General features: G+C 57.3%; 17 protein-coding genes. 3 read left to right on the plus strand and 14 right to left on the minus strand.

Features of this window, described 5'->3' with window-relative positions; translation table 11 throughout:
• Positions 1–32 precede the first annotated feature (32 nt).
• The 14 genes from rfbA to mtnA all read right to left on the minus strand — a co-directional run bounded on the left by rfbA (position 33) and on the right by mtnA (position 16,785).
• Complete coding sequence (gene rfbA / locus RHM68_RS17450; RefSeq protein ID WP_322217090.1) at positions 33–923, minus strand: glucose-1-phosphate thymidylyltransferase RfbA; 891 nt, start codon at positions 921–923, stop codon at positions 33–35.
• On the minus strand, positions 920–1,813 hold the full coding sequence (gene rfbD / locus RHM68_RS17455; RefSeq protein ID WP_322217092.1) for a dTDP-4-dehydrorhamnose reductase: 894 nt from the start codon (positions 1,811–1,813) through the stop codon (positions 920–922). Before rfbD ends, rfbA begins: the two co-directional genes overlap by 4 nt.
• The gene (gene rfbB / locus RHM68_RS17460) at positions 1,810–2,886 is read right to left on the minus strand and encodes a dTDP-glucose 4,6-dehydratase (protein WP_322217095.1); all 1,077 of its coding nucleotides are present in this window, start codon (positions 2,884–2,886) and stop codon (positions 1,810–1,812) included. Before rfbB ends, rfbD begins: the two co-directional genes overlap by 4 nt.
• 229 nt (positions 2,887–3,115) lie before the next feature.
• Positions 3,116–3,355, minus strand: a complete 240-nt coding sequence (locus RHM68_RS17465; protein WP_322217097.1) for a LapA family protein — start codon at positions 3,353–3,355, stop codon at positions 3,116–3,118.
• An 11-nt stretch (positions 3,356–3,366) separates the two neighbouring features.
• Entirely contained in the window at positions 3,367–3,675 is a 309-nt protein-coding gene (gene ihfB, locus RHM68_RS17470; protein ID WP_054051920.1) for an integration host factor subunit beta, read from the minus strand.
• Positions 3,676–3,826: 151 nt separating this feature from the next.
• Complete coding sequence (locus RHM68_RS17475) at positions 3,827–4,105, minus strand: hypothetical protein (protein WP_322217100.1); 279 nt, start codon at positions 4,103–4,105, stop codon at positions 3,827–3,829.
• 218 nt (positions 4,106–4,323) lie between these two features.
• A complete protein-coding gene (gene rpsA, locus RHM68_RS17480) occupies positions 4,324–6,018 on the minus strand; it encodes a 30S ribosomal protein S1 (RefSeq protein ID WP_123406822.1) in 1,695 nt (564 codons plus the stop codon).
• 120 nt (positions 6,019–6,138) lie between these two features.
• Entirely contained in the window at positions 6,139–6,828 is a 690-nt protein-coding gene (gene cmk, locus RHM68_RS17485) for a (d)CMP kinase (protein ID WP_322217104.1), read from the minus strand.
• Positions 6,825–9,032: a bifunctional prephenate dehydrogenase/3-phosphoshikimate 1-carboxyvinyltransferase gene (locus RHM68_RS17490; protein ID WP_322223835.1), complete on the minus strand. Its 2,208-nt coding sequence runs from the start codon at positions 9,030–9,032 to the stop codon at positions 6,825–6,827. The genes cmk and RHM68_RS17490 overlap by 4 nt, the downstream gene beginning before the upstream one ends.
• Before the next feature lie 28 nt (positions 9,033–9,060).
• The gene (hisC, locus tag RHM68_RS17495; RefSeq protein ID WP_322217106.1) at positions 9,061–10,173 is read right to left on the minus strand and encodes a histidinol-phosphate transaminase; all 1,113 of its coding nucleotides are present in this window, start codon (positions 10,171–10,173) and stop codon (positions 9,061–9,063) included.
• Between the two features lie 12 nt (positions 10,174–10,185).
• Positions 10,186–11,280 (minus strand): prephenate dehydratase, encoded by a 1,095-nt coding sequence (gene pheA, locus RHM68_RS17500; protein WP_322217108.1) that lies wholly within the window; start codon positions 11,278–11,280, stop codon positions 10,186–10,188.
• The gene (gene serC, locus RHM68_RS17505) at positions 11,280–12,365 is read right to left on the minus strand and encodes a 3-phosphoserine/phosphohydroxythreonine transaminase (RefSeq protein ID WP_322217110.1); all 1,086 of its coding nucleotides are present in this window, start codon (positions 12,363–12,365) and stop codon (positions 11,280–11,282) included. Before serC ends, pheA begins: the two co-directional genes overlap by 1 nt.
• Positions 12,366–12,620: 255 nt before the next feature.
• Positions 12,621–15,275: a DNA gyrase subunit A gene (gene gyrA, locus RHM68_RS17510; protein ID WP_322217112.1), complete on the minus strand. Its 2,655-nt coding sequence runs from the start codon at positions 15,273–15,275 to the stop codon at positions 12,621–12,623.
• 433 nt (positions 15,276–15,708) lie between these two features.
• Positions 15,709–16,785, minus strand: a complete 1,077-nt coding sequence (gene mtnA / locus RHM68_RS17515) for an S-methyl-5-thioribose-1-phosphate isomerase (protein WP_322217115.1) — start codon at positions 16,783–16,785, stop codon at positions 15,709–15,711.
• Positions 16,786–16,893: 108 nt separating this feature from the next.
• On the opposite strand from mtnA, the gene RHM68_RS17520 reads away from it, so the two are divergent.
• From RHM68_RS17520 to mupP, 3 genes are read left to right on the plus strand one after another with little or no spacing between them, the layout of a single operon-like run.
• Entirely contained in the window at positions 16,894–18,228 is a 1,335-nt protein-coding gene (locus tag RHM68_RS17520; protein ID WP_322217117.1) for a TRZ/ATZ family hydrolase, read from the plus strand.
• Positions 18,229–18,284: 56 nt separating this feature from the next.
• On the plus strand, positions 18,285–18,983 hold the full coding sequence (ubiG, locus tag RHM68_RS17525; RefSeq protein ID WP_322217120.1) for a bifunctional 2-polyprenyl-6-hydroxyphenol methylase/3-demethylubiquinol 3-O-methyltransferase UbiG: 699 nt from the start codon (positions 18,285–18,287) through the stop codon (positions 18,981–18,983).
• 4 nt (positions 18,984–18,987) lie between these two features.
• The gene (mupP, locus tag RHM68_RS17530) at positions 18,988–19,659 is read left to right on the plus strand and encodes an N-acetylmuramic acid 6-phosphate phosphatase MupP (RefSeq protein ID WP_322217122.1); all 672 of its coding nucleotides are present in this window, start codon (positions 18,988–18,990) and stop codon (positions 19,657–19,659) included.
• Positions 19,660–19,730: the final 71 nt, after the last annotated feature.

Below are 19,730 nucleotides of genomic sequence, written 5' to 3' on the forward strand. Positions count from 1 at the left end.
ACGCTTCTACTCGACAGGATTGAGCGGTCGAGTCAGTGGGAAGGCGAGTCCAACAATTTTTGAAGGTATTGACCGTAACCAGTCTTCTTCAGGGCATCGGCTTGAGCGCCCAACTGCTCGGCGGTGATCCAGCCGTTGTGGTAGGCAATCTCTTCCAGGCAGGCCACTTTCAGGCCTTGACGCTGTTCGATGGTGTGCACGAAGTGACTGGCTTCCAGCAGCGAATCATGGGTACCGGTATCCAGCCAGGCAAAGCCGCGGCCGAGCATTTCAACGCTCAGCGTCTTGCGCTCGAGGTATACACGGTTAACGTCGGTAATCTCCAGCTCTCCACGCTCGGAAGGCTTGATGCTCTTGGCGATCTCGACAACGTCGTTGTCGTAGAAGTACAGACCGGTAACCGCATAGTTAGATTTTGGCTTAAGCGGCTTTTCTTCAATGCTCAGCGCTCGACCGGTTTTATCGAACTCAACAACACCGAAGCGTTCCGGATCGGAGACGTGATAACCGAATACAGTCGCACCATGCTGTTGAGAGCTAGCCGAGCGCAAATTGTCCGAAAAGTGCTGACCGTAAAAAATGTTGTCACCCAGAATCAGGCAGCAAGGATCTTTGCCGATAAACTCTTCCCCGATAATGAAAGCTTGTGCCAGCCCATCCGGACTAGGCTGTTCAGCATAGGTCAGCTTGACGCCGTATAAGCTACCGTCACCCAGCAGCTTGCGGAAACACGGCAAGTCTTCAGGTGTGGAGATAATCAAAATCTCACGCATACCCGCCAGCATAAGCACCGAAAGCGGATAGAAAATCATCGGCTTGTCGTAGATCGGCAGCATCTGCTTGGACACGCCAAGGGTCAACGGATGCAGGCGTGTGCCCGAACCGCCAGCGAGGATGATGCCTTTACGATTTGTCGTGGTCATTTGTTCAGAACTTCCCTAAGCATTCGGGTTACGCCACTTTGCCAATCCGGCAAGTGTAGAGAAAAATTGTCACGCAGCTTCTGAGTATCCAAACGGGAATTCAGAGGACGGCGCGCAGGTGTTGGATAGGCGGTCGTTTCGATCGGATTAATTACCGTGACGGCCAGATGCTCGCCATTGGCCTGAGCGAAAGCGATCACATGGCTGGCATAGCCGTGCCAAGAAACTTGGCCACTAGCGGCCAAGTGATACAGCCCCGCGAGCTCTGGTCGTCGCAGCACTTGCTGAATGGCCAGCGCAGTCACGTCGGCAATAAGGTCCGCACCGGTAGGTGCACCGATCTGGTCAGCGATGACGCTCAGGCTTTCGCGATCTGCGGCCAGGCGTAGCATGGTCTTCGCAAAGTTGTTGCCACGCGCACCGTACACCCAACTGGTACGAAAGATCAGGTGCTTGCAGCCCGACGCGGTAATGGCCTGTTCGCCGGCCAGCTTGCTGGCACCGTAGTGATTCACTGGCGCGACCGCATCAGTCTCTCGCCATGGTGTCGAACCCTGGCCGCTGAAGACATAGTCGGTCGAATAGTGAATCAACCAAGCGCCCAGAGACGAGGCTTCTTCAGCCATAGCCTGACTTGCCTGGCCGTTCACAAGATCGGCCAGTTCAATATCGGACTCGGCCTTATCGACGGCTGTATAGGCAGCAGCGTTGACGATGACGTCAGGCTTGATCTGACGGATCGTCTTACGCAATGTGTCGATATCAGACAAATCGCCGCTCAAGCCATCGAGCGCTTGACGATCCAGGCCAATCAATTCACCCAGCGGCGCGAGGGAGCGCTGCAACTCCCAGCCAACTTGACCGTTCTTTCCTAGCAGAAGGATTTTCATGCCTTAGTCGAGCGATCCGCGTAGTTTTGATCAATCCATTGCTGGTAGCTGCCGCTCTTCACGTGAGCAACCCACTCAGTATTATTTAGGTACCACTCGACCGTCTTACGGATGCCGGTTTCGAAGGTTTCTTCAGGCGTCCAACCCAGCTCACGCTGGATTTTGCTGGCATCGATCGCATAACGCTGATCGTGGCCCGGACGATCCTGGACGTATGTGATCAGGCTGGCGTGAGGACGGTGGGCGGAATCAGGACGCAATTCATCAAGCAGTGCGCAAAGTGTGTTCACGACTTCAATGTTTTGCTTTTCGTTATGGCCGCCAATGTTGTACGTTTCGCCGATAACACCTTCGGTCACGACCTTGTACAGAGCGCGAGCGTGATCTTCGACGTAGAGCCAATCACGAACCTGGTTGCCTTTACCGTAAACGGGCAGCGGCTTACCTTCCAGAGCATTGAGAATGATCAGCGGGATCAATTTCTCAGGAAAGTGGCATGGGCCGTAGTTGTTCGAGCAGTTGGTGACCAGAGTCGGCAGGCCGTAGGTACGGCTCCAGGCGCGAACCAGGTGGTCGGAGCTGGCTTTGCTGGCCGAGTACGGCGAGCTAGGCTGATAAGGGGTCGTTTCGGTGAAGAGGTCTTCCGGACCTTCGAGGTCGCCGTAAACTTCATCGGTGGAAATATGATGAAACCGGAAGTTGGCTTTGCGCACATCATCCATAGCAACCCAGTAGTAGCGTGCAGCTTCCAACAGGGTGTAAGTGCCGATGATGTTGGTCTGGATAAATTCAGACGGGCCAGAGATCGAACGATCGACGTGTGACTCTGCGGCGAGGTGCATGATGGCATCTGGCTGATGTTCACGCAGGACACGATCGATTTGATCGCGGTCACAGATGTCAACGCGCTCAAAAACATAACGCGAGTTCTGGCTAACTTCGGCCAACGACTCAAGGTTACCGGCGTAAGTCAGCTTATCGACGTTAACGACAGAGTCGGAGGTGTTGGAGATAATATGACGAATGACTGCCGAGCCGATGAAGCCGGCGCCGCCGGTTACTAGAATTTTCACGCGAAACCATACCCTTGAGTTGCTGACAGGGCCGCCAACCGAGCGCTGTCTAATCCATGAACGCAAAAGCCGTCATCTAAGCAGAGGCTTCTGACAGAGTCAGTATGATCCGATGTTGGAGTTTGCCATCATCGGACAAGCCTAGCATTTTACAGCTTAATGACGATTTTACTAATGGATATAGACAAGCTGTGGCGCGCACTGGACACACACTGTGTATTTGTCGCGATCAGACAAGGCGCTTGCGTGCAGCTCTGGATGTACGCCCCAGAAACCATCCCAGAATCGGCCCAATCAGCATGCCGATCAGCAGCGCAAGAACAACGAAAAGCGACACAGGTAGTTGAGGTCCAGCCAAGCCAAGGAACAACAACGAAACCGACTGTTGATTCTCAAGAACGAAGGCAAGCACCGCCAGAACAAGCAGCAGTACAAACACGCCAAGGAGTATCCGCTTGAGATTACGCATGCGCCGATCCTTTAATTATGAAGGTCAAACCCCTCCTCCTCTTCCTCGTTCACCCTGTCACGCAGCTCTTTTCCTGGCTTGAAGTGCGGAACGAACTTGCCGTCCAGGCTGACAGATTGACCGGTTTTTGGATTACGGCCTACGCGTGGCGCGCGATAGTGCAACGAGAAGCTGCCAAAGCCGCGGATCTCGATACGATCCCCGGTGGCCAGACATTGGGACATTTGCTCAAGCATGGTCTTGATGGCCAGCTCCACATCTTTAGATGAGAGCAGCCCTTGATGGGTGACAATTCGTTCGATCAACTCCGACTTCGTCATATTTTTCCCTTCTTTTTCAAGCAGCTAGATCAGCGCTTCAAAGGTTTTAGCACGCCCGGAGAAATTTGAAAAGCCCGAGTATTGACATATCTTTACCGAAGACGTGGCGCACATTTATGTAGCACAACATCACTACAAAATTATTACGATCTCACCGACAAATAATCAACATTGTGCGCGTCACATACCCTGCAGGATTGAAACCAAAAGGAAACTCATCCTCTTCCTTAGCCTCGTCGGACCTTGCAATAACCTTGTAACCCGCAGCCTTACACTCTCTATCAGCTCGCTTACGGCATTTTTCCCATCCAGAGCCTAGCCCCGAGCAATCAATTTCGATACCGCTAACGCCCCGCACTACGTGCGTCTTGGCATTCGTGGCACAGCCAGCCAATGTCATTAATGCGATGGCGACAATGAGCTTGTTCATCTACATCCTTATGCCGGGCACACTGCCCAACTGTCATTTGCTTCAGGCTAAAGACTAGTTGCAAATAAGCGATTGATCCTATTAAAGAAAGAGACAATATGTAACGGCTTTTGGTTTCAAAGTCATGGATTAAAGGCCGATTTAAACTTCAGACCCACCAAATCACAGACACAAAAAAGGGCGACCGAAGTCGCCCTTTTTCTATGGTCTGACAGAACTTAGTTCTGTTTTTCCATTTGTGCACGCAACAGGTCGCCCAGAGTGGTAGGACCAGCAGCAGGTTCCGAAGTCGCTGGCTTGTCGCGCAGGCTTTGGATTGCTTCTTTCTCTTCAGCATCGTCTTTCGACTTGATGGAGAGCTGGATTACGCGGCTCTTGCGGTCAACGCTGATGATCTTGGCTTCTACTTCCTGGCCTTCTTTCAGAACGTTGCGCGCGTCTTCAACGCGGTCACGGCTGATTTCGGAGGCTTTCAGAGTCGCTTCGATATCGTCGGCCAGAGTGATGATGGCGCCTTTAGCGTCAACTTCTTTCACGATGCCTTTAACGATTGCGCCTTTGTCGTTCTCTTGAACGTACTCGGAGAACGGATCGCTTTCCAGTTGCTTGATACCCAGGGAGATGCGCTCGCGCTCTGGGTCAACCGACAGGATAACGGTGTCCAGCTCGTCGCCCTTCTTGAAGCGGCGAACGGCTTCTTCGCCCACTTCGTTCCAAGAGATGTCGGACAGGTGAACCAGACCGTCGATGCCGCCGTCCAGACCAATGAAGATACCGAAATCGGTGATCGACTTGATGGTGCCGGAGATTTTATCGCCCTTGTTGAACTGGCCAGAGAAATCTTCCCATGGGTTAGATTTGCACTGCTTGATGCCGAGGGAGATACGACGACGCTCTTCGTCGATGTCCAGAACCATAACTTCCACTTCGTCGCCGACTTGTACGACTTTCGAAGGATGGATGTTCTTGTTGGTCCAGTCCATTTCAGAAACGTGTACCAGACCTTCAACGCCTTCTTCCAGCTCAGCGAAGCAGCCATAGTCAGTCAGGTTGGTTACACGAGCGGTAACGCGAGTGCTTTCTGGGTAACGGGCTTTGATAGCGACCCATGGATCTTCGCCCAGCTGCTTGAGGCCCAGGGAAACACGATTGCGTTCGCGATCGTATTTCAGAACCTTGACATCAATCTCGTCGCCAACGTTGACGATTTCGGAAGGATGCTTGATACGCTTCCAAGCCATGTCGGTAATGTGCAGCAGGCCATCGACGCCACCCAGATCGACGAATGCGCCGTAATCGGTGAGGTTTTTGACGATACCTTTGACTTGTTGGCCTTCCTGCAAGGATTCCAGCAGAGCTTCGCGCTCGGCGGAGTTCTCGGCTTCCAGGACGCTACGACGGGAAACGACAACGTTGTTGCGTTTCTGGTCGAGCTTGATGACCTTGAATTCCAGCTCTTTGCCTTCCAAGTGCGTGGTGTCGCGCACTGGACGGACGTCAACCAGAGAACCTGGCAGGAACGCACGGATGCCGTTAACGTCGACAGTGAAGCCGCCTTTAACCTTACCGTTGATAACGCCCTTAACCACTTCTTCGGCTGCGAAGGCTGCTTCCAGAACAATCCAGCATTCAGCGCGCTTGGCTTTTTCACGGGACAGCTTGGTTTCACCAAAGCCGTCTTCAACCGAGTCCAGAGCAACGTGAACTTCGTCACCGACGTTGATAGTCAGTTCGCCAGCATCGTTGTAGAACTGCTCAAGCGGGATGAGTGCTTCAGACTTCAGGCCAGCGTGAACGGTTACCCAACGAGCTTGGTAATCGATATCAACGATAACACCGGTGATGATGGAGCCTGCCTGAAGGTTCAGGGTTTTTAGGCTTTCTTCAAAGAGTTCCGCAAAGCTTTCGCTCATTTTAATTCCTGTTGAATAAGGGCGAAGGATACGCCCATCTCCACATCCCAGACGACGTGGGTTACGTTCATTTGAAGAAGCAGCGCAGGACTATGACTGGTCCCCTGGGTCGCTTCTTGGTCACCCGGCAATATCGCGAATTGCGATCTCACTCATGATGCGTTGCAGCACCTGATCGATGGATAATTCCGTTGAATCCAGCTGTATGGCGTCAGCCGCCGGTTTAAGCGGGGCTACCGCTCGCTGGGTGTCACGCTCATCGCGGACACGTATCTCATCTAGCAGACTCGACAGACTAACACCATCGACTTTGCCCTTCAACTGCAAGTATCGACGGCGCGCACGCTCCTCCGCACTGGCAGTGAGGAATATCTTCAGCGGCGCATCGGGAAACACCACCGTACCCATGTCTCGGCCATCAGCCACCAACCCCGGTGGCTCCTGAAATGCACGCTGGCGCTGCAGCAGCGCATCGCGCACGGCCGGCAGCGCGGCGACCTGGGAAGCCCAGGCGCCGACCTGCTCGTTACGCAGGTCATCCGTCACATCATCACCTTCAAGAATGATTCGCTGGGGATGACCTTCCGTCGCACCAACAAACTGCACGTCCAGATGAGCGGCCAACAGCTTCAGCGATTCTTCATTGGTCAAATCGACGCCATGATTGCGCGCAGCGAATGCCAACAGGCGGTAAAGGGCACCGGAATCCAGCAGACACCACCCCAACTGCCTGGCCAGGATACCGGCAATAGTGCCCTTGCCCGAACCGCTAGGACCGTCGATGGTGATGACCGGTGGCTTGATATTCACGACTGAGCCTCTTGAACAACACGAATGCCGACCTGAGCACACAACGCGAGAAAGTTCGGGAACGACGTCGCGACGTTGGCGCAATCATGGATGCGAATCGGGGCAGTCGCACGCAGCGAAGCCACGCTAAACGCCATGGCAATCCGATGATCGCCATGCCCATGCACTTCGCCGCCGCCGATCAGGCCGCCGTCGATGATGATGCCGTCCGGGGTCGGTTCGCACTTGACGCCCAACGCCAGCAAGCCATCGGCCATGACCTGGATCCGGTCCGACTCTTTGACTCGCAGCTCTTCGGCACCACGCAGTACGGTGCGTCCCTCTGCACAGGCGGCGGCGACGAACAATACCGGAAACTCGTCGATGGCCAGCGGAACCAGCGCCTCGGGAATTTCGATACCTTTGAGTTTAGCTGCTCGCACGCGCAGGTCTGCAACTGGCTCGCCGCCGACTTCGCGCAGGTTTTCCAGGGTGATGTCTGCGCCCATCAGGCGAAGGATATCGATCACACCAGTACGAGTCGGGTTAATGCCGACGTGCTCAAGCACCAGCTCGGACCCTTCGGCGATCGACGCTGCCACCAAGAAGAACGCCGAAGACGAAATATCGCCCGGCACTTCAATATGGGTCGCTGTCAATTTGTGGCCGGACTCGACCGACGCCGTAGCGCCATTAACGGTCACCGGGTAGCCGAAGCCGCGCAGCATGCGCTCGGTGTGGTCACGAGTCGGCGCTGGCTCGGTGACCGAGGTTTTGCCTTCGGCGTACAGACCCGCCAACAGCAGGCAGGATTTAACCTGAGCACTGGCCATTGGCATGGTGTAGGTCAAGCCTTTGAGCGTCTTGCCGCCACGAATGATCATCGGCGGGCGACCTTCAGCAGCCGTCTCGATCACAGCGCCCATTTCACGCAGCGGATTGGCCACGCGATTCATCGGCCGCTTGGACAGCGAAGCATCACCGGTCAGCGTGCTATCGAAGCTTTGCGCAGCCAGCAGGCCGGACAGCAAACGCATCGACGTGCCGGAGTTACCCAGGTAAATCGGACCCGGTGCAGGCTTCAAGCCATGCAGGCCGACGCCGTGAATCGTCACGCGGCCGTGGTGCGGACCTTCGATAACAACGCCCATGTCGCGGAAGGCCTGCAAGGTCGCCAGGGCATCTTCGCCCTCAAGGAAACCTTCGACTTCGGTGGTGCCTTCGGCCAAGGAGCCAAGCATGATCGAACGGTGGGAAATCGATTTGTCGCCCGGTACACGAATCCGCCCAGTCAGGCGGCCACCAGGTTGTGCCAGGAAAATCAGGTCGTTGGAGTTCATAGCGTCCACATAAGCCCGGCGGGCCAGGATTTTACTGAAATGTTCGCGGGCAACCCGGGCGCGAGTAAACACGCCCAATAATTGGTGCCCATCCCCTGCATCGACCGCGTCGCGCAAGGCGTCGAGGTCACTGCGAAATGTATCGAGTGTGCGCAGGACAGCTTCGCGGTTGGCGAGGAAGATGTCGTGCCACATGACCGGGTCGCTACCAGCGATTCTTGTGAAATCGCGGAAACCGCCCGCAGCGTAACGGAAGATCTCAAGATTTTCATTGCGCTTGGCCAGCGAGTCGACCAAACCGAATGCAAGCAAGTGCGGCAAATGGCTGGTGGCCGCCAACACTTCATCGTGGCGTTCGACCTGCATGTGCTCGACATCGGCGCCCAATTCGCGCCACAACCGATCGACCACAGCCAATGCGACCGGATCAGTTTGATCCAGCGGCGTCAGAATCACTTTATGACGACGGAAAAGGTCCGAGTTGGAGGCTTCTACCCCGCTCTGCTCGGAACCGGCAATCGGATGCCCCGGCACAAAGCGCGGCGGCATGCCGCCAAACGCTTCGGTCGCCGCACGCACCACATTGCCTTTCGCGCTGCCGACGTCTGTCAGAATCGCCTGACCAAGCTCCATACCGGCCAACTGGACCAACATTTTTTCCATGGCCAGGATCGGTACGGCGAGCTGAATCACGTCGGCGCCCTGGCAGGCGACAACCAGGTCTTCTTCGCAGCGATCCACTACGCCCAACTCGACCGCCAGCTTGCGCGATTGTGGATCGAGATCGACACCGACCACTTCGCGACACACGCCGCTTTCACGCAGACCTTTGGCAAACGAACCGCCGATCAATCCCAGACCGACCACCACCAGGCGACCGATCATAGGCTGCGCAGATTGCAGTGCAATGACATCAACCACGAGTCATAACCTTGGTCAGCGCCTCAAGGAAGCGGCTGTTTTCAGCCGGCAGACCGATGGTGATGCGCAAGTGGTTGGGCATGCCGTAGTTGGCCACGGGACGCACGATAACGCCTTCGCCAAGCAAGCCCTGGAAGACAGGTGCAGCAACCTGCCCCAGATCGACGCAGATAAAGTTGCCTTTCGAAGGGATCCAGCTCAGCCCCAGCGCACGAAAACCCGCTTGCAATTGCAGCATGCCGGCTTCATTCAAACGACGGCTTTCAGCGAGGTACTCGGCATCCTGCAACGCCGCGCAAGCAGCGGCCAAGGCCAGACTGTTGACATTGAACGGCTGACGCACACGGTTCAGCACATCCGCGACCACCGCCGTAGATAAACCATAGCCAACCCGCAGCGCTGCAAGGCCATATGCCTTGGAGAAGGTCCGCGACACCAACAAGTTCGGATAAGCCGCCAGGTAGTCGAGGCCATCAGGCAATTCGCTGCCTTGCGCGTATTCGATGTAGGCCTCATCCAGCACGACTAGCACATGAGCCGGTACGTCCTGTAGGAATTCGTCCAGCGCCTCGGCATCGAACCAGGTCCCGGTCGGGTTGTTCGGGTTAGCGATAAACACCACCCGGGTATCGGCATCAATCGCAGCCAACATGGCTGGCAGGTCATGCCCCCAGTCTTTGGCCGGAATCACCTTGGCCTGCGCGCCGACTGCCTGAACGACGATCGGGTAGACCGCAAACGCGTGTTCGCTGAACACGGCATTCAAGCCAGGCGCCAGATAAGCACGTCCGACCAACTCAAGAATGTCGTTGGAACCATTGCCCAGCGTTACCTGATTCAGTTCGACACGGCACTTGTCGGCCAGCAAGCTCTTGAGCGCAAAACCGTTGCCATCTGGGTAACGAGTCAGTTCAGCCAACGCTTCATGAATGGCCTCCAGCACCTTGGGACTGGCACCCAGTGGGTTTTCGTTACTCGCCAACTTGACGATTTTAGCCGGATCGATATCCAGCTCGCGCGCCAGCTCGTCCACGGGCTTGCCCGGAACGTAAGGCGAAAGTTGTTGCACGCCCGGCTGTGCCAGAGCGAGGAAGTCGCCACTCATTTGCTACCGCCCTTAGAGAACTGCTTTCGGGTAGGAACCCAGCACTTTGAGTGCTACTGCTTCCTGACTGATCTTTTCCAGCACGCTTTTGACCAGCGGGTCGCGGTGATGGCCGACGAAATCGATGAAAAACACGTAAGTCCATTTACCACTGCGCGACGGACGAGTCTCAATGCGGGTCAGATCGATACCGTTGTCGTGAAACGGCACCAACAACTCATGCAATGCGCCTGGCTTGTTGCTCATGGAAACGATGATCGACGTTTTGTCGTCGCCGGTCGGCGGTACTTCCTGGCTGCCAATGATCAGGAATCGCGTGGAGTTGTCCGGACGATCCTCGATTTTTTCTGCAAGACGGGTCAGACCGTACAAACCTGCGGCCATGTCGCCGGCAATCGCCGCCGAATTCCACTCACCTTTAACCCGCTTGGCCGCTTCGGCGTTGCTGGAGACGGCCACACGCTCGACATTTGGATAATGGGCGTCCAGCCACTTGCGGCACTGGGCCAGGGACTGGGCATGGGAGTAGATGCGACTGATGCTGTCGGTCTTGGTGTTTTCACCGACCAACAGATGATGGTGAATCCGCAGCTCAACTTCGCCACAGATCACCATGTCGTGTTCCAGGAAGCTGTCGAGGGTGTGGTTGACCGCGCCTTCGGTGGAGTTTTCCACCGGGACCACGCCAAAGTTCACCGCACCGGCCGCCACCTCGCGAAACACTTCGTCGATCGCCGCCATGGGTTTGCTGATCACCGCGTGGCCGAAGTGTTTCATGGCCGCCGCCTGGGTGAAGGTGCCTTCAGGCCCGAGGTATGCGACTTTCAGCGGCTGTTCGAGCGCCAGGCAGGAGGACATGATTTCACGGAACAACCGCGCCATCTCCTCATTGCCCAACGGCCCCTGATTGCGCTCCATCACACGCTTGAGCACCTGAGCTTCGCGCTCGGGACGATAGAACACCGGCACTTCGCCTTCGGCCAGTGAAGCCATCTTTACGCGTGCAACTTCCTGGGCGCAGCGTGCGCGCTCGCTGATCAACTCCAGGACTTTAGTGTCCAGGGCATCAATGCGGACGCGCAGTGCCTTGAGTTCTTGCTCAGACATTAGCCGTGTTCCTTCTCGAACTCTGCCATGTACGAAACCAGCGCGTTAACCGCAGTGATGTCGACGGCGTTATAGATGGAGGCGCGCATGCCGCCCACCGAACGGTGACCCTTGAGGTTCAACAGGCCTCGCTCCTCGGCACCCGCCAGGAAAGGCTTGTCGAGGCGGTCATCGGCCAAGCGGAACGGCACGTTCATCCACGAGCGGTCCGGCTTGTTGATCGGGTTGCTGTACAAGCCACTGGCGTCAATGAAGTCGTACAGCGTGCGCTGCTTGATGTCATTGAGCCTGCCCATGGCTTCAACGCCGCCCTGCTCTTTCAGCCACTCGAAGACCAGGCCAGAGAGGTACCAAGCCAGTGTCGGCGGCGTGTTGTACATCGAGCCGTTATCGGCCGCGACCTTGTAGTCGAGCATGGTCGGGCACAGGGAGCGCGCGCGACCCAGCAGGTCTTCACGAACGATATTCACCAGAATGCCGCTCGGGCCGATGTTCTTTTGAGCACCGGCGTAGATCATGCCGAAACGCGAGATATCCATAGGTCGGGACAGGATGTCCGAGGACATGTCAGCCACCAGCGGGACGTCGCCGGTTTCGGGAATCCAGTTGAACTCCAGACCGCCGATGGTTTCATTCGGCGCGTAATGGACGTAGGCCGCGTCCTTGGACAGCTTCCATTCGTTCTGACCGGGAATAGCGAAATAGTCATAAGGCTTGGCGGTTGCGGCCACATTGACGTGACCGTAGCGCGAAGCTTCTTCAATGGCTTTCTGTGACCAGATACCGGTGTCGATATAGTCGGCCGAGCCATTTTCCGGCAACAGGTTCAGAGGAATCTGAGCAAATTGCTGGCTGGCACCGCCCTGCAGAAACAGCACTTTATAGTTCGAAGGGATATTCAGCAGATCACGCAGATCCTGCTCGGCCTTGGTGGCAATCGACACGAACTCATCACTGCGATGGCTCATCTCCATGACCGAAAGGCCCTTGCCGTGCCAATCAAGGAGTTCACCCTGGGCGCGCGTCAGGACAGCTTCGGGAAGCGCCGCAGGACCGGCACAGAAGTTATAGGCTCTCTTGCTCACATCCAATCTCGCTCTGATTTGGGGGTATCACGTAATAAATAATCAGTCGACACAGACCTCACGGGCAAGCCTTTGTGGGAACTGGCTTGCCTGCGATTGCATCAGCGCGGTGCTCAAGACACACCGCAGTGCCCGCATCGCGGGCTAGTCCGGCGCCCACAAGAGCCCTTTCACTCAGGATCTTCGGGGGTGTCGAATTTTCAAAAGGGACAAACAACAAGGGGGCGAATCTTCATCCGCCCCCTGCATGTCCGCTTATTCCTGCGGTTCTTCGTCGGCTGCGGCGTCGAGCTGCTGGTCTTCGACAGCGCCGTCGATCACGACTTCACCCTCGAACCCTGCACCCTCTTCACCTTCCAGCTCTTCGCCCTCGACTTCCGACGGCTCCTGAACCCGCTCCAAACCGACCAACGTTTCATCGCTGGCGAGTTTGATCAGGGTCACGCCTTGGGTGTTACGCCCCAGGCTGGAGACTTCGTCGACACGAGTACGAACCAATGTGCCCTGGTCGGAAATCAGCATGATTTCCTCGCCATCAAGCACCTGGACCGCCCCAACCAAGCGACCGTTACGCTCGTTGCTGACCATGGCGATAACACCTTGACCGCCACGCTTGTACTCAGGGAACTCGGTGATCGCGGTACGCTTGCCGTAACCACGCGCAGAAGCGGTCAGGATCTGGCTGCCCTCTTCCGGAATCAGCATGGAAATCAGTTTCTGACCTTCCGGCAGACGCATGCCGCGAACGCCGCGAGCGGTACGGCCCATGGCGCGAACGTCGGACTCTTTGAAGCGAGTGACCTTGCCGCCGTCGGAGAACAGCATGACTTCACGCTCGCCATCGGTAATGGCGGCAGAAATCAGTACGTCGCCCTCGTCCAGCTCCAGCGCGATCAGACCGACACTGCGTTGACGGCTGAAGGATTCCAGCGGGGTCTTCTTCACAGTACCGTCAGCGGTGGCCATGAAGATGAAGTGACCCTCGGTGTACTCGTCGACCGGCAGCATGGTGGTGATGTATTCACCATCGCCCAGCGGCAACAGGTTGACCAACGGACGACCGCGGGCAGCGCGGGACGCTTCCGGAATTTCGTAGGTTTTCAGCCAGTACACTTTGCCTTTGCTGGAGAACAGCAGCAGCGTGGTGTGGCTGTTCGCGACCAGCAGGTGAGCGATGTAATCCTCATCCTTGACGCCGGTAGCCGATTTACCTTTACCGCCGCGACGCTGAGCCTGGTACGCAGCCAGTGGCTGGGTCTTGGCGTAGCCACCGTGGGAGATGGTCACGACGCGCTCTTCTTCCGGGATCATGTCACCCAGAGTCAGGTCCAGACGCGCATCGAGAATTTCGGTGCGGCGCACGTCACCGTATTCGGCGCGAATCACTTCCAGCTCTTCGCGGATCACTTCCATCAGGCGCGTTGCGCTGTTGAGGATGCGAATCAGCTCGCCGATTTGATTGAGAATCTCCTGGTACTCGGCCAGCAGCTTTTCATGCTCCAAGCCGGTCAGGCGGTGCAGACGCAGTTCCAGAATGGCTTGCGCCTGTTCTGGCGACAGGAAGTACTTGCCTTCACGCAGACCGTATTGCGGATCCAGTGTCTCTGGACGGCACGAATCAGCACCGGCACGCTCAACCATTGCAACAACGGCGCTGGATTCCCACGCCATCTTGATCAGCGCTTCCTTGGCTTCCGACGGTGTCGGCGAAGCCTTGATCAGCGCGATGACCGGGTCGATGTTCGACAAGGCAACCGCTTGACCTTCGAGAATGTGACCACGCTCGCGTGCTTTACGCAGCTCGAACACGGTACGCCGGGTAACCACTTCGCGACGGTGACGGACGAAGGCTTCCAGCAGATCCTTGAGGTTCAGGATGCGGGGACGGCCGTCGATCAGCGCCACGATGTTGATACCGAACACCGCTTGCAACTGAGTCTGAGCGTAAAGGTTATTGAGGATGACCTCAGGCACTTCGCCGCGACGCAGTTCGATCACGACGCGCATACCGTCTTTGTCAGACTCGTCGCGCAGCTCAGTGATGCCTTCCAGTTTTTTCTCTTTAACCAGCTCGGCGATCTTCTCGATCAGACGGGCTTTGTTCAACTGGTAAGGCAGTTCGGTGATGACGATTTGCTGACGGCCACCGACCTTGTCGATGTCTTCGATCATCGAGCGGGCACGCATGTAAATGCGGCCGCGACCGGTACGGTAGGCTTCAATGATGCCGGCACGACCGTTGATGATCGCAGCGGTCGGGAAGTCGGGACCGGGGATGTAGTGCATCAACTCATCAATGGTCAACTCTGGGTTGTCGATGAGTGCCAGGCAACCGTCGATGACTTCACCAAGGTTGTGCGGCGGAATGTTGGTCGCCATGCCCACGGCAATACCGCTGGAGCCGTTGACCAACAGGTTGGGAATACGGGTCGGCATGACCGCGGGGATCATTTCGGTGCCGTCGTAGTTCGGCACCCAGTCCACGGTTTCTTTGTGCAGGTCAGCCAGCAGCTCGTGCGCCAGCTTGGTCATGCGCACTTCGGTGTATCGCATGGCGGCAGCGTTGTCGCCGTCCACAGAACCGAAGTTGCCCTGACCGTCTACCAGCAGGTAGCGCAGGGAAAATGGCTGCGCCATCCGAACGATGGTGTCGTATACCGCGGTATCACCGTGAGGGTGATACTTACCGATCACGTCACCGACAACACGGGCAGATTTCTTGTACGGCTTGTTGAAGTCGTTGCCCAGCTCGCTCATCGCGAACAGCACACGCCGATGCACGGGCTTCAAGCCATCGCGCGCATCCGGCAACGCCCGACCAACAATTACGCTCATTGCATAATCGAGGTAGGACTGCTTCAGCTCGTCTTCGATATTGACCGGGAGGATTTCTTTGGCCAGTTCGCCCATGAGAAGCTCGATTCCTTTTTCTGGTGAAACCTCGTCACATCCATATGGGACGAACGAAGCTCGCCGCTGCAGGCTGAGTGCCATGCACCGACTTACGACAAATCAATAAGTTAAACCATGGATTTGCGCAGTAAAGACAACCCCGCGGGACTGCCTCGGAAAACGCCGGATGTTATCACAAGAGCCGCCACGCACCTATCCCCCTGACGAGCATGGAGCATAGTTAGTTGACCGATGACAGGCTTAACGGCGACGAGAGAAGCTTAGAGCCGTGGTGAATGCAGATTGGGGGCCTGAATGGGGACTCTTTGTTGGCTGCCGCACCTCTTCGCGAACAGACTCCCCCCATGAGATGTTTGTTGTGCCGACGCGCGCGGTCACACCTCGATCAACGTTGGGGCGAGCCTGGCGAATTATCAGTCGCCCCAGACCCTCAATGCAGGCGCTTGCGGCACATCAATTGGGCCATTTTCGCGGCATCAGGCCGTTCGACGATGCCTTTTTCAGTGACGATCGCATCGATCAAATCGGCCGGGGTCACGTCGAACACCGGGTTGAACGCATCGACATCAGCCCCGACCCGCTTGCCGCCGACTTCCAAAAGCTCACGACCATCGCGCTCTTCAATCGGAATCTCGTCGCCACTGGCCAGGGTCATGTCGATAGTCGAACTCGGCGCCACCACCATGAAGCGCACGCCGTGATGCATCGCGTTCACCGCCAACTGATACGTACCAATCTTGTTCGCCACGTCGCCATTGGCGGTGATGCGGTCGGCACCGACGATGACCCAGGTAATACCTTTGGTCTTCATGATGTGGGCGGCGGCAGAGTCAGCATTGAGTGTCACTGGAATGCCTTCGTTAGCCAGCTCCCAAGCGGTCAGTCGCGAGCCCTGCAGCCACGGACGGGTTTCGTCGGCATAGACGCGCTCGACCATGCCTTCGATAAAGGCACCGCGAATAACCCCCAATGCCGTCCCAAAGCCGCCGGTGGCCAGGGCCCCGGTGTTGCAATGGGTCAGGATCGTCTGGGCGTTGCCCTGGTGCTTGCGGATGAGGTCCACGCCCAGTTGCGCCATGGTCAGGTTGGCTTCGCGATCACTTTCATGAATGGCGATAGCTTCCGCCTCCAGTGCCGCCAGAGGGTCGGCATGTTCCTTGAGACGATCCAGGCGGTCACGCATGCGACTCAAGGCCCAAAACAGATTCACCGCCGTTGGACGAGAATCGGCCAGCACCGCGTAATCCTCTTCCCACGAAGCTTGCCAGTCACCGCCCTCGGCAATCCGGGCGCGGGCCGACAGCACCATGGCATAGGCGGCACTGATGCCAATCGCCGGCGCACCGCGCACCACCATTGAACGAATGGCCTCGGCCACGCCAGCCGCGCTGGTGTAGGCGATCCAGGTCTCCTCGAACGGCAAAATACGCTGATCCAGCAGATACAGGGCACCATCACGCCAATCGATGGCCTTCACCTTCTCCGCAGCCAACAGTCGATCGCGCATCCCTCACCCCGCACTCATGAACAAAAGCCGCCGATTATAGCGATCCCCCCGCGAAGACGCTCGGGTATACTTCGCCATCCTTTACAAAAGCACTGGAACCGATCCTCGATGCCCAAACCTGTCGTTGCGCTCGACTTACTATTGCTGCCGACCTGGCTGGTACCCGTCGAACCCGCTGGCGTGGTCCTCAGGGAGCACGGTCTAGGCATTCGTGATGGCCGCATCGTGTTTATCGGCCCACGCGCCGAAGCGCTGAAGTGTAACGCTACCGAAGTGCGCGAACTGCCGGATGTCCTGCTCAGTCCCGGCCTCGTCAATGCCCACGGTCATGCGGCGATGACATTGTTCCGCGGCCTGGCCGATGACCTGCCACTGATGACCTGGCTCGAAAATCACATCTGGCCGGCCGAGGCCAAGTGGGTCAGTGAAGAGTTCGTGCGCGACGGAACGGACCTTGCCATCGCCGAACAACTCAAAGGCGGCATCACCTGTTTCTCTGACATGTACTTCTTCCCGAAGGTTGCCAGCGAACGGGTTCACAACAGCGGCATTCGCGCGCAAATCGCGATTCCCATCCTCGATTTCCCGATTCCAGGCGCCAGCACGGCGGACGAAGCCATTCGTCAGGGCGTGGAACTGTTCGGCGATCTCAAGCACCACGATCGGATAAAAATCACTTTCGGTCCTCACGCCCCCTACACCGTGGGTGACGAAAACCTGGAAAAAGTCCGGGTGATCGCTGAAGAGCTGGACGCCTCGATTCACATGCATGTCCACGAAACGGCCTTCGAAGTGCAGCAGGCCGTCGAACAGCGTGGCGAACGTCCACTGGCCCGCCTCGCCCGTCTTGGTCTACTGGGGCCGCGCTTCCAAGCGGTTCACATGACCCAGATCAGCGAGGAAGACCTCGCATTGCTGGTAGAAAGCAACACCCATGTCATTCATTGCCCTGAGTCAAACCTGAAACTGGCCAGCGGCTTTTGCCCGGTCGAGCGCTTGTGGCAAGCCGGGGTAAACGTTGCCGTCGGTACCGATGGCGCGGCCAGCAACAATGACCTCGACTTGCTCGGCGAAACCCGCACCGCCGCACTGCTGGCCAAGGCCGTCGCCGGCTCGGCAACAGCGCTGGATGCCCACAGAGCCTTGCGCATGGCCACTCTGAACGGTGCCCGCGCACTGGGCATGGAGGCTGAGGTCGGCTCGCTGGAAATCGGCAAGGCCGCTGACATCGTCGCATTCGACCTGTCGGGCCTGGCGCAACAACCGGTCTACGACCCGGTGTCGCAGCTGATTTACGCCACCAGTCGCGACTGCGTAAAACACCTCTGGGTTGCCGGCAAGCAACTGCTCGACGACGGACGCCTGACCCGTCTGGATGAAGAACAGCTGTGCGCCACTGCCAAAGCCTGGGGCCAACGCATCAGCGGCCATACCGAATCGTAAGTCTCCCGGACCGAAACCGGGGCAACAGCATTTTTGAAGTTTAGAGGACTTAAACCATGAGCAACGTCGACTACGCAGAAATCGCCAAATTCGAAGCCCTGGCCCACCGTTGGTGGGACCGCGAAAGCGAGTTCAAGCCACTGCACGATATCAATCCGCTGCGGGTCAATTGGATTGACGAACGGGTCAATCTGGCCGGCAAGAAAATCCTCGACGTCGGCTGCGGCGGCGGCATCCTCAGCGAAGCCATGGCCCAGCGCGGCGCCACCGTGATGGGTATCGACATGGGCGAAGCCCCCCTGGCGGTGGCTCAACTGCATCAACTCGAATCCGGCGTGAGCGTTGAGTATCGACAGATCACCGCCGAAGCCCTGGCCGAAGAAATGCCCGAGCAGTTCGACGTGGTCACGTGCCTCGAAATGCTTGAGCACGTACCAGACCCCTCTTCAGTGATCCGCGCGTGCTTTCGCATGGTCAAACCCGGCGGCCAAGTGTTCTTCTCCACCATCAACCGCAACCCGAAGGCCTACCTGTTCGCCATCATCGGCGCCGAATACATCATGAAGCTGCTGCCACGCGGTACTCACGACTTCAAGAAATTCATCCGGCCTTCCGAGTTAGGCGCCTGGAGCCGCATGGCGGGCCTGACCGTCAAGGACATCATCGGTCTGACTTACAACCCGCTGACCAAGCACTACAAACTCGCGGCCGATGTCGACGTCAACTACATGATCCAGACCCTGCGCGAGGAGTAAGCCGATGCGAATCAGAGCAGTCCTTTTCGACATGGACGGCACCCTGCTCGACACCGCACCCGACTTCATTGCCGTCTGCCAGGCAATGCGTGCCGACCGCGGTTTGCCGCCGATGAACGACAAGCACATCCGCGACGAAGTCTCCGGCGGCGCCAAAGCCATGGTCGCGGTGACCTTTTCAATGGACCCGGAGTCGCCAGGCTTCGAGGAGCTGCGTCTTGAGTTTCTGGAACGCTACGTCAAGGGATGCGCGGTTCACAGCAAGCTCTTCGACGGCATGAGCGAACTGCTGGCTGACATCGAAAAAGCAAACCTGATCTGGGGCGTGGTCACCAACAAACCGCTGCGCTTTGCCGAGCCGATCATGCAACAACTGGGGCTGGCAGAACGTTCGGCGCTGCTGATTTGCCCGGACCACGTAAAAAACAGCAAACCGCACCCGGAGCCTTTGATCCTGGCGTGCAAAATGCTCGACCTGGACCCGGCCAGCGTGCTGTTTGTTGGCGATGACCTGCGGGATATCGAGTCAGGACGCGATGCCGGTACCAAAACGGCTGCTGTGACCTACGGCTACATCCACCCGGACGATAACCCGCGGCACTGGGGGGCGGACGTGGTAGTTGATCATCCACTGGAGTTGCGCAAGGTGTTGGATAGCGCCTTGTGTAGCTGCTGATAATCGGTTTCAGACGCTGAGAATGAGGCGCGAGCAGTGACGCCTTCGCGGGCCAGCCCGCGTTCTTCTCA

Origin of the sequence: Pseudomonas sp. DC1.2 (assembly GCF_034351645.1) — a bacterium.
GTDB lineage: Bacteria > Pseudomonadota > Gammaproteobacteria > Pseudomonadales > Pseudomonadaceae > Aquipseudomonas.

Bases quoted from the DNA above. Each gene is read 5' to 3' on its own strand.
- pheA (WP_322217108.1), bottom strand. From the start codon at position 11,280: ATGTCTGAGCAAGAACTCAAGGCACTGCGCGTCCGCATTGATGCCCTG.
- mupP (WP_322217122.1), top strand. From the start codon at position 18,988: ATGCGAATCAGAGCAGTCCTTTTCGACATGGACGGCACCCTGCTCGAC.
- hisC (WP_322217106.1), bottom strand. From the start codon at position 10,173: ATGAGTGGCGACTTCCTCGCTCTGGCACAGCCGGGCGTGCAACAACTT.
- RHM68_RS17465 (WP_322217097.1), bottom strand. From the start codon at position 3,355: ATGCGTAATCTCAAGCGGATACTCCTTGGCGTGTTTGTACTGCTGCTT.
- RHM68_RS17520 (WP_322217117.1), top strand. From the start codon at position 16,894: ATGCCCAAACCTGTCGTTGCGCTCGACTTACTATTGCTGCCGACCTGG.
- RHM68_RS17490 (WP_322223835.1), bottom strand. From the start codon at position 9,032: ATGATCGGTCGCCTGGTGGTGGTCGGTCTGGGATTGATCGGCGGTTCG.
- ubiG (WP_322217120.1), top strand. From the start codon at position 18,285: ATGAGCAACGTCGACTACGCAGAAATCGCCAAATTCGAAGCCCTGGCC.
- rpsA (WP_123406822.1), bottom strand. From the start codon at position 6,018: ATGAGCGAAAGCTTTGCGGAACTCTTTGAAGAAAGCCTAAAAACCCTG.
- mtnA (WP_322217115.1), bottom strand. From the start codon at position 16,785: ATGCGCGATCGACTGTTGGCTGCGGAGAAGGTGAAGGCCATCGATTGG.
- RHM68_RS17475 (WP_322217100.1), bottom strand. From the start codon at position 4,105: ATGAACAAGCTCATTGTCGCCATCGCATTAATGACATTGGCTGGCTGT.
- gyrA (WP_322217112.1), bottom strand. From the start codon at position 15,275: ATGGGCGAACTGGCCAAAGAAATCCTCCCGGTCAATATCGAAGACGAG.
- ihfB (WP_054051920.1), bottom strand. From the start codon at position 3,675: ATGACGAAGTCGGAGTTGATCGAACGAATTGTCACCCATCAAGGGCTG.
- rfbD (WP_322217092.1), bottom strand. From the start codon at position 1,813: ATGAAAATCCTTCTGCTAGGAAAGAACGGTCAAGTTGGCTGGGAGTTG.
- rfbA (WP_322217090.1), bottom strand. From the start codon at position 923: ATGACCACGACAAATCGTAAAGGCATCATCCTCGCTGGCGGTTCGGGC.